Annotated in this window: 12 protein-coding genes and 1 pseudogene; 6 read left to right on the top strand and 7 right to left on the bottom strand. The window is 41.4% G+C overall.

Translation table 11 applies throughout. The features are described from left to right. Positions 1 to 93: 93 nt before the first annotated feature. Positions 94 to 1,086 carry a UDP-glucose 4-epimerase GalE gene (gene galE / locus CL176_RS09445; protein WP_118991090.1) on the top strand — a complete coding sequence of 331 codons (993 nt, stop codon included), beginning with the start codon at positions 94 to 96 and terminating at the stop codon, positions 1,084 to 1,086. Positions 1,087 to 1,129: 43 nt separating this feature from the next. Beyond that, entirely contained in the window at positions 1,130 to 4,126 is a 2,997-nt protein-coding gene (locus CL176_RS09440; RefSeq protein ID WP_118991089.1) for a glycoside hydrolase family 2 TIM barrel-domain containing protein, read from the top strand. Between the two features lie 374 nt (positions 4,127 to 4,500). On the opposite strand, the gene CL176_RS09435 is transcribed toward CL176_RS09440, so the two are convergent. Further along, positions 4,501 to 5,445, bottom strand: a complete 945-nt coding sequence (locus tag CL176_RS09435; protein ID WP_420824192.1) for an IS3 family transposase — start codon at positions 5,443 to 5,445, stop codon at positions 4,501 to 4,503. A 188-nt stretch (positions 5,446 to 5,633) separates the two neighbouring features. On the opposite strand from CL176_RS09435, the gene istA reads away from it, so the two are divergent. The 3 genes from istA to CL176_RS12750 are packed head-to-tail and all read left to right on the top strand — an operon-like array spanning position 5,634 to position 7,875. Then, on the top strand, positions 5,634 to 7,121 hold the full coding sequence (istA, locus tag CL176_RS09430) for an IS21 family transposase (RefSeq protein WP_118991087.1): 1,488 nt from the start codon (positions 5,634 to 5,636) through the stop codon (positions 7,119 to 7,121). Further along, a complete protein-coding gene (locus CL176_RS09425; protein ID WP_240430491.1) occupies positions 7,115 to 7,753 on the top strand; it encodes an ATP-binding protein in 639 nt (212 codons plus the stop codon). The genes istA and CL176_RS09425 overlap by 7 nt, the downstream gene beginning before the upstream one ends. Before the next feature lie 11 nt (positions 7,754 to 7,764). Then, positions 7,765 to 7,875: a hypothetical protein gene (locus CL176_RS12750; protein WP_420824182.1), complete on the top strand. Its 111-nt coding sequence runs from the start codon at positions 7,765 to 7,767 to the stop codon at positions 7,873 to 7,875. A gap of 104 nt (positions 7,876 to 7,979) precedes the next feature. Here CL176_RS12750 and CL176_RS09420 read toward each other — a convergent pair whose 3' ends face one another. Then, positions 7,980 to 8,408: a helix-turn-helix domain-containing protein gene (locus CL176_RS09420; protein ID WP_118991086.1), complete on the bottom strand. Its 429-nt coding sequence runs from the start codon at positions 8,406 to 8,408 to the stop codon at positions 7,980 to 7,982. 236 nt (positions 8,409 to 8,644) lie between these two features. On the opposite strand from CL176_RS09420, the pseudogene CL176_RS09415 reads away from it, so the two are divergent. Then, a pseudogene (locus CL176_RS09415) lies at positions 8,645 to 9,582 on the top strand (IS30 family transposase). A gap of 443 nt (positions 9,583 to 10,025) precedes the next feature. Here the strand turns inward: CL176_RS09415 and CL176_RS09410 are convergent. The 5 genes from CL176_RS09410 to CL176_RS09390 are packed head-to-tail and all read right to left on the bottom strand — an operon-like array spanning position 10,026 to position 15,287. Further along, entirely contained in the window at positions 10,026 to 11,051 is a 1,026-nt protein-coding gene (locus CL176_RS09410; protein ID WP_118991085.1) for an aldose epimerase family protein, read from the bottom strand. Further along, a complete protein-coding gene (galE, locus tag CL176_RS09405) occupies positions 11,035 to 12,036 on the bottom strand; it encodes a UDP-glucose 4-epimerase GalE (RefSeq protein ID WP_118991084.1) in 1,002 nt (333 codons plus the stop codon). The genes CL176_RS09410 and galE (CL176_RS09405) overlap by 17 nt, the downstream gene beginning before the upstream one ends. 14 nt (positions 12,037 to 12,050) lie before the next feature. Next, complete coding sequence (gene galT / locus CL176_RS09400; protein WP_118991083.1) at positions 12,051 to 13,535, bottom strand: UDP-glucose--hexose-1-phosphate uridylyltransferase; 1,485 nt, start codon at positions 13,533 to 13,535, stop codon at positions 12,051 to 12,053. Positions 13,536 to 13,555: 20 nt separating this feature from the next. Further along, complete coding sequence (locus CL176_RS09395; RefSeq protein ID WP_118991082.1) at positions 13,556 to 14,707, bottom strand: galactokinase; 1,152 nt, start codon at positions 14,705 to 14,707, stop codon at positions 13,556 to 13,558. Beyond that, positions 14,691 to 15,287: a sugar O-acetyltransferase gene (locus CL176_RS09390; RefSeq protein WP_118991081.1), complete on the bottom strand. Its 597-nt coding sequence runs from the start codon at positions 15,285 to 15,287 to the stop codon at positions 14,691 to 14,693. Before CL176_RS09390 ends, CL176_RS09395 begins: the two co-directional genes overlap by 17 nt. Positions 15,288 to 15,300: the final 13 nt, after the last annotated feature.

Genomic DNA, 15,300 nt, shown 5'->3' with positions numbered 1-15,300 from the left:
AGTTTATTAGTAAGATAAGGTCTATTAGAATTATAATGATGAAATATCAGAACTACATTTGGGAAAATATTGCACAAGAAAGGAGCAAAAAGAATGGATGTGTTGGTTGTAGGAGGTGCTGGATACATCGGCTCCCATGCTGTCACTCAATTAATTGATAAAGGCTATGAAGTAACGGTCGTAGACAATTTATTGACTGGACATCGTGAGGCGGTTCATCCTGAAGCGAACTTTGTTCTGGCTGATATTCGTGATAAAGAAGTCTTAAGCCAAGTATTCGAGGCTAGAAATTTTGTTTGTGTGTTTCATTTTGCCGCGTCTTCTTTGGTAGGAGAGTCTGTTGAGCAGCCTTTGAAGTATTTCGATAATAACGTGACGGGTATGATTAGTCTTTTAGAAGTCATGGTCGATCATGGGGTAAATAAGATTATTTTCTCTTCAACGGCAGCAGTTTACGGCGATGTAGATATACCGATGATTAATGAAGATTTACCAACAAATCCTGTCAATCCATATGGATTAAGCAAGCGAATGATGGAACAAATAATGGAGTGGTGTCAGGAAGCTTATGGCATGAATTATATCTCCCTAAGGTATTTCAATGTGGCAGGAGCCTTAGAAGGAGGCAATATTGGTGAGGATCATCATCCAGAAACCCATCTGATTCCGATAATTCTTCAAGTCGCCAATAATCAAAGAGAGTATGTGACGATTTTCGGTGATGACTACCATACACCTGACGGAACTTGTATTCGGGATTATATTCATGTTGTTGACTTAATCGATGCGCATATAAAGGCTTATGAATACTTAAATGATGGAGGACAGAGCCAAGTCTTTAATTTGGGTTCCAGTCAAGGTTTCTCAGTTAAGGAAATTGTGGAAGCTTGTCGGCAAGTAACCGATTGTTGCATACCGGCACAAATTGGTGAGCGAAGAGAAGGGGACCCAGCTAAGTTAGTCGCCTCAAGCGATAAGGCACGAGAGATACTCGGTTGGCAACCTCAATATGATGATATCAAGAAGATTATTGCTTCTGCATGGGCTTGGCACCAGACCCGACCAGAAGGATATGGAGAAGAATAATTGGTCGAAAGTATTGTGAAGGTTTATTGATAAGGAGGCGCATATGCCATTACAGAATTACTTTGAAGATCCGCAAGTTATGAGTGTGAATACACTACCAAGAAGATCGTATTTCATTCCGTATGAATCTCAAGAAGCGGCTCAGGAATTAGATAGAAGCAAATCTACTTACTATGAAAGTTTGAATGGTGATTGGGATTTTAAGTATTTCGAGAACGTAAGATTGATTGAGGAAGAGTACTGGCTTGAGTCTAAGAGTAACATGATTGACGAATACGATACGATTCCTGTTCCATCTGTTTGGCAATTACATGGTTATGATCAGATTCAATATACTAATGTGACTTACCCAATTCCTTTCAACCCACCACTTGTACCTTATGATAATCCAGCTGGATTGTATCGAAGGACTTTTGAATTAGGTGAAGAGGATTTAGATAAAGATTTACACTTGAATTTTGAAGGGGTAGATTCTGCCTTCTATGTTTGGGTGAATGATCATTTTATCGGTTATGGAACTATTTCTCATAGTAACAATGAATTCGATATCAGTCAGGCAGTTAAAGTTGGAAAGAATCATCTCGCAATTCTTGTCGTTAAATGGTCTTATGGAACTTATTTTGAGGATGCAGATAAATTTAGATATTCCGGTATTTTCCGTGATGTTTATTTGCTCAAAAGAGCCAAAAAACGTCTGAATGACTTTAGAGTTCACCAAAAATTTAGTTCGGATTATCGTCAGGCTCAACTTCTAGTAGATATAGAGGGTCAAGGAATTGATCAAGTGTCTTATAGTGTCTACAATCCTCAAAGGGAGTTGATTAGCCAAGGGAATACACGATTGAGAGACGGAATCAAAGTTGACATTGATCAGGTCCAGTTATGGAATTCAGAAGAACCTAGACTTTATCAATTATTAATGACGGTAGAGGAAGAAGTGTATATCCAAGAAATTGGTTTTAGGGAAGTTAAGATTGAGGGAACCCAATTTTTAGTCAATGGAAAGCCAATTAAGTTTTCAGGTGTTAATCATCATGATACCAATCCGAATACTGGTGCGACGGTTACTTTGGATCAACAACGTCGTGATCTAGAGCTTATGAAACAATTGAATTTCAATGCGATTCGAACAGCTCATTATCCTAAAACGGCTGAATTCTATGAATTATGTAATCGTCTGGGGTTCTATGTTATAAGTGAAGCAGATATTGAATGTCATGGCGTGGTAGAGTTAGTCGGAGTAGGTGGTTATGAGAACTATAATATGATGATTAACGATCCAATATACACCGATACGTTCATTAATCGAATGGAAGCCAGTATGATACCATTCCTTAACTACTCCTCGATTGTTATTTGGTCTGGGGGGAATGAGTCTGGTTTTGGTCTTAATTTTGAAGCTACAGGTAGGCGGGCTCGAGAGATAGACTCGTCACGTCCTCTTCATTATGAAGGATGGTGGCATAGAGACCGCCAGCGGGAAGATAATGATGAGACTTATGTGGATATGTATAGTCGCATGTATCCTAGTCTAGACGAAATTGATGAACTTTATCTCAATTCAGACAGTCCGATTAACAAGCCTTTTATACTTTGTGAGTATATTCATGCCATGGGTAATGGACCAGGGGATATTGAAGACTACTATAATCATCTATACCATCGGGAGGAGTATATCGGTGGCTTCGTCTGGGAATGGGCCGATCATGCGGTAAATATCCACCGAGGTACAGAGAAGGAACCCGCTTACCGATATGGAGGCGATCATGGTGAGTACCCTCATGATGGTAATTTCTGTATGGATGGTATCGTTTATCCTGATCGCACATTATCTACAGGTGCTCTAGATTATCGACAAGTTTATCGACCTGTACGTTTAGGTAAAGCTGATTTTGCAAAGGGGTGTTTTGAATTCATCAATCAACTGTTCTTCGCAAATTTAAAAAATAAAGTTCTTTTAGCAATTGAATATTATGACCGGACAGGTAACTTAAGTCATAAAAGATCAAGTATTACATTAGAAGCTGAGCCAAGCCAGAAGTATCAATTGCAGTTAGAAAATCTAAACCTAGATGAGCTTAGCTTTCTTAGATTTGTTTATTATGATAAGCAGAATGGTTATGAACTAGGGTTCGATGTTGCGACGTATACAACTCCTCAATTCCAGCCACTACATAAGAACGACAATGCAAGTATTACCTACAAAGAAAGTCTTGCGAATTATGCGGTATCAGTAGGTGGTAATCGGTATGTTTTCAATAAGGGAACAGGTGCTTTAGAGCAGATTTCTATCGAAGAAGATGACTTATTAAATTCACCCGGACAGTGGACTATTTGGCGAGCACCAACAGATAATGATCGAAAGATAAAGAAAGAATGGTACTTTGCTAACTATCACAAGACTCAAATACGGATTACTAACAGCAGCATTGACTCTCACGAAGATTGTATAACTATCTTTTTTAAAGGGGCCATGAACTCAGTATCGAGACAGAATATTATTCATATGAATATCACTTGGCAAATATACGGCGATGGACAAGTCACGTTAGACCTAGATGGCGCACACAATCTTGCTTTTCCTTTCTTGCCTAGATTTGGTTTGATGTTGCCTTTGAAAAAAGACTATCAAAAGGTAGATTATCTAGGTCTGGGACCATATGAAAACTATCCTGATCGTTATAATAATGTTTATAGAGCATTCTTCAGCCAATCAATCGATGAACTTTATGAGCCTTATATTCGCCCTCAAGAGAATGGTGCTCGTGGAAAAGTTTCCTATCTGTCAGTAAAAGGTCAAGGTAAAATGAAAGATATAACTATAACGAGTGAGGAAGAATTTAGTTTTAACCTTTCTGAGTTTTCTACCGAGCAACTTACGACGGTCGCACATAGAGATGAGTTGGTAAAGGAAGAGTCTGTCTATCTTCATATTGATGGGGATCAATCTGGGATTGGAAGCAATTCCTGTGGGCCAGAATTGCTAGACAGATATCGTTTAGAAGATAAGGTTGTATTGAGAATTCGGTTCTCTTTTTAAATAATTAGCTTTATAGCTTAATAAGAGCAAGAAAAGTTATGATATCCCTTAAAATGTTTCAGAAGCATTTTAAGGGGTGTTTATTTGTTCGAAAACTATATTATGCAACAGACTCTATAATTTCTTCGTAGAGTACATTTCTAGCTATTTAAATAAGTAAACCTCCAATCTTGAAAAGAGTAATTATAGTGACCCCAAAAAGTTAGACAATATTTTAGAGAGAGTTGACCTTTATAGGCTGCTCTCTTTTTTATAGGCTTAGAATCTGGCTTCCATCCTTGATCACCCTTACTCATCAGCTGTGGAAGTTTGTCAAGAGAAGGAGCATTAGCGGCTCTTGATAAACTTTTACAGCTGTGAGACGCTTGGGCGTGTTAGGAAGCATATTTCTCCAAATACTCAACAGGGCTTAACCATCCTAATTTTTCTTTTATCCGGTTTTCATTGTAATAGCGGATATAGTTTTGAATGGCTTCCTTCAACTCTTCGTAACTGCGGTAAGATTTGCCATAGTAGATTTCTTGTTTCATCAGCCCGAAGAAATTTTCCATCGGCGAGTTATCTAGGCAATTTCCTTTTCGTGACATACTTTGAAAGATGGCGTGATTTTTTAAGTGGTCTTGATAGTCTTCCATTTGATAGGCCCAACCTTGATCCGAGTGGAACGTGCGTCTGAATTCACAATCATCGGTGGCACGAACGGCGTCTTTTAGGGCTTCCATCATACTCTCCTTATTGGGTTGGTGTGAGATCTTGTAACTGACAATTTGAAGATTAAAGAGGTTCAAAAATGGATCAAGATACAACTTCTTAATTTGAAGATTACCAGAGCTGTCGGTTTCATAATATTTGAATTCGGTTGTGTCGGTGAGAATTTTTTGGCGTGGAATGCTGCTCTTAAACCGTCGGTTTAAGAGGTTTGGCACAATGGTGCCAACATCGCCTTTATAGGAATTATACTTACGTGATTTCCGAGTAAAAGAGGTAACTTGCAGCTTCATCTCCTTCATTAACCGATGCACTTTCTTTTTGTTAACTTGGTAGCCGCGGCGTCTTAATTCAGCGTGAACCCGGCGATAACCATAGTCTTTATGTTCTTCGCGGATCGCTAAAATGTCGTCTTTGATAGCTTGATCTTTATCGGGCCTTTCCAGACACTTTAGTTGGTAATAATAAGTGGCTTTCGGAAACCCAACCGCCTTTAAAATGCTGGTGAGTGTGTAATCATTTTGTTTATGGAGGCTGCGAATGACGCGCACTAAGTCTTCTTGTGTCGCCTCTTTTTTGCTTCCCGCAACCGCCTCAATTCTTTTAAAAATTTGTTCTCGATATCTAATTGTTCAACGGTAGCTTCAAGCGTTTTAATGCGTTCTTGAAGGGCATTGATATCAGTGTTTGTTGTAATCTAAAAAGGGACCACCTTCGGGGTAAATTGCTATTCAAAAAGGGACCACTTGCCATACCTTCCCATCTATAATAAACGTATTATAGATGGAGGTGCCAAGGAGTGATTCGTATCAATAAAGAATTCGAAGTGATTCACCGTTTTAGAAATGGGGAATCCATTAGGAAAATTAGCAGAGACATGGACATTGATAGAAAAACGGTTCGAAGAATAAGGGATCGATACCAAGCAGGTATAGATGCTTTGGATGACGCTCAAAATGAGAAAGAAATCGAAGCAGCAACCGAGCAATTAGTCTTAGAAAGAAAATATGATACTTCCAATCGGAAAAAAAGAACCTTTACACCAGAGGTGGAAGCTAGAATGAGCGAGTTACTGGAAAAAGAAAGAGAAAAGGATCGAAGGCTAGGACCTCATAAACAAGCACTAACGGCTAAGGCTGTTTATGAAATCCTAGCAGAGGAAGGGTATGCGATTAAATACCGGACAGTCGCTCATTACTGGTCAAAAATGAAAGCGAAAGCTAAAGAGGCTTTTATCAAGCAAAATTATGCATTGGGTGCACGGGTGGAGTTCGATTTTGGAGAGGTCAAATTAGAAATTGAGGGCGTGGTTAAAACCTATTATCTCGCTGTGTGGGCTAGCCCTGCTTCAGATTATTACTGGGCTTACCTCTATACCAACCAGAAAAAAGCTGTCTTTCAGGATGCGCATGTGCGATTTTTTGAAAACCTGGGTGGGGTGTATGCGGAGCTTGTCTATGACAATATGAGAAATGTGGTCACTCGTTTTATTGGGCGTAATGAAAAGGAGCTAAACCCCCAACTCATCCAATTAGCCACTTATTATGGGTTTAATATTAATGTCACCAACTGCTTCAGTGGGAATGAGAAGGGAACAGTAGAGAGTCGTGTAAAGCATGTCAGACAAAACTGTTTCACCAAAAAATATCAATTTCAATCTTTAGATGAAGCTCGCCAGCACTTGGAAGAGTCCTTACGGACTTTGAATCAAGATAGTCGTTTGGAAGAAGAAAAAGGCCACCTTCTTAAATACCGTCCTCCCTTTGAACTGGCAGAACTTTGTCAGCTCAGCGTCACAAAGTATGCCACGATTCATTATCAGAAGAATCAGTATTCTGTCCCTGACTACTTGGTAGGGAAGCGAGTTCAGATCAAGGCTTATGCCGATTATCTCGTGGTTTATGCCAATGAACAAGAAGTGGCCAGGCATAATAAAATAGAGGGTTCCCATGGGTTTCAGCTTGATATCAGTCACTATATCAAAACCCTCAAGAAGAAACCTGGTGCTCTGGAACACTCGCTGGTTCTTCAACAAACCCCCGGCTTGGAAACACTCTATCATAAATATTATAGCGGACACCCTAAAGAATTCATAGAACAACTTGAGAAATACCATAGCCTCAGTGGAGAGGCTTTGTGCCAGCAATTGGCCTATGATCAGTTGGTGCAACGTGTCACAACGGAAAATGAGGGTGTTCCTAAAAATCAGGAGGCGATTCTTCATCAGACAGAAGCAACGCTCCATCAATTAAATGCTCTCTATGGTTTGGAGGAAAGCTTATGTTAACAATCGCAGAAGCCGCTAATGAACTAAAACTTCCCTATCTGAAGGAAAATTACCAACACCTGCTCCTGGAATATACGAGTCGCGGACTGGATTTGGAAGAAGCCCTCACAGAGATATTGACAGAGGAGGTGGAACAACGTCGAAATCGAAGCTATCAAAGAAGGATTCGACAGGCCAAGTTTAGCCAAAAGAAGTACCTGATGGACTTTGACGAGAAAGTGTTTAAGGAAGGTGTTCGCCAACAACTACGCGAATTAAAGACCCTGAATTTTATTCAAGAGAAACAGAACGTCATTCTTATTGGCAACCCTGGAACAGGGAAGACGCATTTTAGCATTGGTCTTGGCATGGAGGCCTGTCTGCAGAATTATCATGTACAGTTCGTAAATGCCCCAAATCTTGTTATTGAATTAAGAGAGGCCGTCACGCAAAGTCAATTTTATCGCTTCAAACAGCGATTAAATAAGGTCGATCTCTTGATTGTCGATGAATTAGGTTATTTATCCTTTGATGAAGCCGGGGCTGAGCTTCTGTTTAATCTTCTTTCTAATCGGATGGGAAAGGGCTCTACAATGATACGACGAACCTTACCTTTGATCGCTGGCAGGAATGCTTTAAAGACCCGACCTTAACGGGAGCCCTGGTGGATCGTTTAGCCTTTAAGGCGCATGTTGTGGACATGCGAGGGGAGAGTTATCGGATGAAGCAGACCAGTGCCTGGAAGGAGGCGCAAGCCAGCCAAAAGGAGGTATGAAACGCTGAGACACTTTCTTCTTAACTAACTTTTCAAAAATTAGCCTAAGCCGTTACATTGACCCAAAAGGTGGTCCCTTTTTCAACGGCAAGGTGGTCCCTTTTTCACTTGACATATACATCAGTCTCAGTCTTTGTATTCTGCGCTTTAGGCGTATTCTTTTCTTGTTTTGACACCGTCGGTGGCCTCCCTATCGATTTTGATAAGCCATCGATGCCCTTTTTCTTAAACGTCCGAAGCCAGTTGGCAATAAGGCTCGGATTGTTAATCCCGAACTTAACCCCAACTTCACGATAGCTTAACTCTGTTGTTAAGTACAATTCTATCGCATTTAGCTTGGTTTCAACAGGATAATAGGTTTTTGTTGATTTAAGATAGAGCCCTTCGAGTCCAAAGTCTTGATAATTATGGATCCAGCGCTTGATAATACTTGAACCAATCGCGTACTTCTTAGAAAGTGTTTTATAACCACCAACACCAGCTTCATAATCAGCGACAACCTGTAATTTGATATCCAATGTATATTTAGACATAACAATACCCCCTAAATGTTAGATTTGTTGTCTAGCATTTGGGGGCAGTACAAGAGGTGTGGTTCAAAAATTATCATTTTTATCTGTCTACTTGACAGGGGGCACTCCAAAAGAAACTGGACGCTTTTTCGTTTGAAGTGGACCTCACGGTCCGCAAACGGTGGATCTCTCAGCCCGCACAAAGTGGATCTCACATCCGAACAACTGGACCTATTTGGACGCAGTAATCATACGAAATTGGCGAAAAAGCTTACATCGTCGCTAAAAAGTTAAGTAGATTTGCTCAAACCATCTTAATGTCTATCATTATTTAGACGATGGTGGGACTATCATCGACTATTATGAACGCTACACAGCTAACAAATCTAAGTGTGGCTCTAAGAAGAAGCAGTTCACAGAAGATCAAATCACCTATATCAATGACCGGGAGTCACAAGGGTGGTCACCGGACGTGATGATTGGACGCCAGGAAATTGACTTGAATTGCTGTGCAAAAACACTTTACCGTCGCTTCCAAGATGACCCAGCTTTTGATGTTAGAGATTTACCCATGCAAGGTAAACGAAAAGCAAATCATCATGTTGAAACGAGGGGCCGTCTAAATGACCGTAGAAGACTAGAACAGCGTCAAGAGGCTTATCCTGAGTACAATGAGAAATTTGGTCATTTTGAAGGGGATACTATTGTGGGTAAGAGCCACCAAAGTGCGGTCATTATACTAGTTGAACGAATAAGTAAATTAGCGATCACTCTGAAGACAGAAGGTCGTAAAGCATGTCAAGTAACGGATTCATTGAGGCGTTTCTTCCTTAAAAACCCTTACCGTCTGGTTAAATCTCTGACTTTGGACAATGACAAAGAGTTTTCTAACTGGAAAGACTTAAGCAATGAATTTGATATCGATATCTTCTTTGCAGACCCAGGATGCCCATCTCGAAGAGGACGGAATGAGCATACTAACGGATAGTTAAGAAGAGATGGTCTGCCTAAAGGTACTGATTTTAATGAAGTGGATGAAGACTTTCTTAAGGAAGTAACCTTCAAGCGACATATCATTCCACGTAAATCTCTTAACGACTACACTCCCCTGGAGGTTTTCTTGGCCCATCTTTTGGATCAAACACCTGGCTATTATGCCAGCCACTTAAGAAATATGGTTTCATCAAGCTCCTAACTCCTCCAGAGTCGCTAGCGCTTTTCCTCTTGACCAGCCAGGAGCTTGATGAAGGGAGGTTTAAGGTGGCTAGCACAAGTGTATTACCAAGTTCAATCACTCATCATATAGTGTAAAAATTTCTAACTTAAATTGACAATCGAGATTATCAAAAAAATAATATCAATAACGATTTACAAATTGATTCATTTTGTTCAGATAAAGAAATTTACCAATATGTCACTGAATATTTTTAATGCGCTTTGACAAAAACTTAAACCTAGCATAAGTAAATATTTTTAAAACTTAGAACAGTACATCCATCAATGAGCTTGACATTGATGGATGTACTTATCTTTAACGTTGGTTCCAATTATTCATATTCATTATTAGCAATTTTACTCATCAGAGCTAATTGAATGAAAATACTTATTCTAATCACTAGCACTTAAACTATTATTTCCTCATGCTTCTCTCAATTGATACCTCGTCACCGCTCGGTACTCGTCACCTTTCGTCAGTACAATACTGCCAAAGCCTTCATGGTTGGGCGCATCTGGCAAGGCCTGAGTCTCCATGGCGACGCCCGCATATGGGACCAGCCCCTCTCCATTCACTACAACAGCCGGTTCGGCAAAGGAATGCACGTAAATGACCACAGCCGGCTGATCGGTTGTCAGAATGATACTTGTCGATCCGTTAGTCAATTCCACTTGATGATCCGCTTCATTTGAAAAGATAAAGGAATGGTCGTAGCCGGATTTTAATTGAATCTGGTCATCGTTGCTGGTTAATGTTGTACCGATTTCTTGTGACTGTGTAAGGTCAAAAGGCGTCCCTTCGACCGGTCTAATTTCGCCTGTTGGCGTACCGTCAGCTTTAACTGGTAGATAGTGGCTGATATTACCCGTGAGAATGTGATTCTTCACGGTATCATGAATACGGCCATTTAAATTGAAATAGACATGGTTGGTTAAATTCAAGACCGTATCTTTGTCTGATACTGCCCAGTATTCAATCGTCCACTGGTTATTTGTATCGTATGTGTGTTTAACTTTCAGCTGGAGGTTGCCTGGATAAACACTTTCACTCTCCGACACATCTAAACTATAGACAATCGAGATGGCCTCTTCCTGTTCAAGACACTCATAGTCCCAGACTTTAAAATCATATCCTGCCTCACCTCCGTGCAGATGGTTGGGAGCTTCGTTGGCATCCAATTGGACGGTCGATCCATTCAATTGAAACTGCGCTCCACTTATGCGTCCAGCCACCGGACCAACCGTCGCACCGTAATAGTAGCCACGGTTGGTAATATAATCTTCTAGCGAGTCAAAACCGAGCACAATATTGCGCCCCTTTGGATCTAGCCAGCGCAAAACTCTAGCACCGAAGTTACTGAAGACAATCTCAGTATGCGCATTCTGAACGATGATTTCATCCACTTGCTGTCCCTGATAATGACCGATTGGTTTAATCTTGAGCTTCATCTTGGTATCCTTTCGGGTGGCTCGAATGCCACTTCCATGCTGTTTGAATAATTTCCTCAATATCTGTGTATTGAGGCTGCCAGTTGAGGACCTCTCTCGCTTTTTGGCTGGACGCCACTAACTTGGATGGATCTCCTGCACGTCTCGGCCCAATTTCTGCTGAAATCTCTTTGCTAGTCACTCTGCGGGCTGCTTCCAGCATCTCTTTCACCGAATAACCTTCAGCACTACCTAAGTTAAAGGCTTGGCTATCATTTCCTTGTTGCAAATAATCAAGGGCCAATAGATGGGCGTGCACTAAGTCTTCCACTTGAACATAGTCGCGGATACATGTACCATCTGGCGTATCATAATCATCACCGAAGATTGTCAACTTGTCTCTTTCACCAAGTGCCACTTGGAGAATGATTGGCACCAAGTGTGTCTCTGGATGATGGTCTTCACCGATGGTTGCGTCACTTGACGCACCTGCAACATTAAAGTAGCGCAGCGACACATACTTAATACCGTAGGCTTGGTCGCACCATTGGATCATTTTCTCCATCATCAATTTACTTTCACCGTAAGGACTAGTCGGGGCTTTAGACGTCTCTTCGTCGATTAAGCCAGTGTCTGCTTGACCATAGACCGCTGCCGTGGATGAGAAGATCAACTTATCTACATTGGCTTCTTTCATTGCTTGGATCAAACTAATCATACCACCGACATTGTTGGCGAAATAATCGATCGGTTTTTCAACGGATTCCCCGACCAATGAATGGGCCGCAAAGTGCATCACCGCTTCAATCGAGTGATCTACAAAAACCTGTTGTAGTAAATCGCCATCGCGTAAGTCTCCTTCAATTAAAGTTGCATCTGGATGGACGGCTTGCTTATGACCTGTGCGGAAGTTGTCCAACACCACCACATCCTGACCCGCTTCGGCCAGCGCCTTGACGGCATGCGAACCGATATAGCCCGCGCCACCAATTACTAAAATTGCCATCTAATCTTCCTTTCTTATAAGTCAACGGATTCGATAAATTGCTTCAAGCCTGTCAACCCTTGCTCGGTCTGCTTATAAACACCCGCATCTTCTAAGACACGCTCGAACTTCTTGACAATCCCTTGTTGAATAAAGTCTGAAACTTCCACATCGTCTGCATAATCTGCTTTTAATGATTCCGCCCAAGTTTGATGATAGACTTTGACCTCGTCTAATGCCACTTCTCCCAATAAGTACTGTTTGATAGTTTCAACTTCAGCCAGCAAGCGCGGTGGTAATATCGCCAAACCCATCACTTCGATTAGACCGATATTTTCTTTTTTAATATGGTGGACATCTGGATGGGGATGGAAAATACCCAATGGTAATTCCTCTGTGGTCCGATTATTGCGTAGCACCAAATCCAATTCAAACTGTTCCCCTTTACGACGCGCAATTGGGGTCACTGTATTGTGAGGTTGGTCAGTCTCCGCATAGATGTCATTGTCTGGGTCATCGTACTGACGCCATGCCTGCAAAATTTGATTGGCAGCATCGAGTAGCTGATCTTTGTCGGCTGAACGTAAACGAATCACTGACATCGGCCATTTCAATAGTTCGCATTCGACTTCATCATGATGATTGACGGCGACCACATCGATCACTTCGGCTTGATCCATCGGGAAAACTTGGCGCCCACCTTGGTAATGATCGTGAGTCAATATGCTCCCGCCGACTCCCGGTAGGTCTGCATTGGAACCGACAAAGTAATGTGGGAAAATTTCAATAATTTCAAGCAAGTTATCAAAACATTTCAGATCAATTACCATCGGCTCATGCTTATCTGACAGGAAAATCGAATGCTCATTGTAGTATAAATACGGCGAATATTGGAACCCATATAAACCATTATCCAAATCCATCCGGATAATGCGGTGGTTTTGCCGAGCAGCATGATTGATATGACCGCGGTAGCCTTCGTTTTCCATACAGAGGGCACACTTAGGGTAATTGACTTGAGGCATACTTTTAGCTTTGGCAATTTCTACTGGATCTTTTTCCGGTTTGGATAAGTTGATGGTAATTTGTAAATTACCGTATTTAGTTTCACCGGTGAAAGCAACGTTTTTAGCAATCTCACGGGTCTTGATATAATTGCTCTGCTTAGACAATTGATAGAAGTAATCGGTGGCTACTTCAGGATTTTCAGCATACAAATGCCAAAACTCATGGTTCAAATCGCTCGGCTTAGGCATCAATAGGTCCATCACGCTCGCCTCGAGAATATCACGGTCGCTTTGGGTGTCATCAATTATCTGGTGAGTAACGCCGTATTCTACTAAATCATCCAACCAATCCAAGAGTGGGCGTCGGTCGCCGGACTCTGCTTCATCTCGATACTCACTTTGATTGAATAGGGCTAGCAAGCGGTTACGGACATATAATTCATCGATGGCTTCTAATAACTGATCATCGACGGCTTGGTGAATAAACCCATAGATGAGTTGACTAATGCTCATAGTATCGCTCTCCTCCTATATTACTGAATCTGCTTGGCTCCGTCGCCCACCTCGGCAACATAAAAACTCGGCGCATAACTGATCGTCTCAGTGTAGCTGGCTTGGATGTTTTTTTTAACTGATTCGACCTGGTCTTTGTGCACCAAGGCGATGGCGCAGCCACCCATACCTGCACCCGTCATTCTTGCACCGAGCACTTCGTCCTGATTCCAAGCAGCTTGGACTAGGGTGTCAAGCTCAATGCCTGTCACGTCATAATTATCGCGCAAACTGATATGAGACTGATTCATCAACTTGCCAAAAGCTTCCAGATTCCCCTGATTGAGCACCCGATTGGCTTCTTTCGTTCGTGTATTTTCGGTCACTGCATGTTTAGCACGTTTATATAAAATTTCATCTTCAAGGTACTTGCCTAATTCTGCAAATTCTTCATTTGTGAGGTCGCACAAATTCGTAATGTCTGCATGGTCTTTGAGAATTGCTAAGGCCACTTCACACTCAGAACGACGTTGATTATATTTTGAGTCGGTCAATTCACGGCGTTTGTTGGTATTCATAATTAAAATGACATAATCGCCAAACTCAGCAGGAACGTATTCATAGTTTAGGGTGTTTACATCCAGGTACAGCGCATGGTCTTTTTTACCCATACCGATCGCAAATTGGTCCATAATCCCTGTATTCAGGCCTAAAAACTCATTTTCAACCTTTTGGCCCAACTTGATTAAAGTGAGTCGATCGATGTCTAGGTCATATATTCCAGCGATTGTGACCCCTGCTAATAATTCCAATGATGCGGATGAAGACAGACCTGCCCCATTAGGAATATTACCTGAAACTAGGATATCCAATCCGTAAGGCGTTTCATAACCTTCCTCATTGATGAACTTATACATCCCTTTAATATAATTTGTCCAGTTATCTTGCTTATCGTAGGACAAGTCATCCAATGACCATTCAATCATGCCTATCTCTTCAAAGTTAGCTGAATAACAGCGCACTAATTTATCTTCACGCGGACGCACATAGCCATATGTCCCCTGGGTAATCGCACAGGGAAATACATGTCCACCGTTATAATCCGTGTGCTCACCGATTAAATTGACACGTCCCGGCGCAAAAAAGGAGTGTGTTGGCTCAACTCCAAATTGTTCTTTAAATTTTTCTTCCATTTTTATCAAATTCCTCCTCTGAATGTTCTGGTATTTGTTTGATTGGTCTGCAAGGCACTCCAACTGCCACTGTATTGGCTGGAATATCCTTGTTAACGACACTTCCAGCACCAATAACGGCATTTTCACCAATCGTTACACCTGGTAAAATCACCGCGTTAGCTCCAATCCACACATTCTCGCCCACTTTAATCGGCAGATTATATTGCAAGCCTTGTTTACGATCATCTGCGTTGAGGGGATGGGCTGCAGTTGCAAAAGTAACATTAGGGCCGACCATGGTATAGCTCCCGATATCAATAAACGTATCATCGACAAAAGTGCAATTGAAATTAATGTACACGCGGTCACCAATCGATACATGCCGACCGCCCCAGTTGGCATAGACAGGCGGCTCGAAATAGACATTTTGGCCCAGCGATTTAAAACAGTTGGCTGATTCTAAGTCGACATCTTCACCGCTCATTTTTTGAAGATTATATTGATTGAGACGCTTCTTAAAACTTTGTTGGTCTAATTCTGATTCGACTTGCATCGGATCATATAACTGTCCGCTATGTATCCTCTCGCTATTATTCATTTAGCATCCCTCA

Source organism: Suicoccus acidiformans (assembly GCF_003546865.1).
Classification (GTDB): domain Bacteria; phylum Bacillota; class Bacilli; order Lactobacillales; family Aerococcaceae; genus Suicoccus; species Suicoccus acidiformans.
Note: the sequence above shows the minus strand (reverse complement) of the source record. Positions and strands in the feature narration are given on the sequence as shown.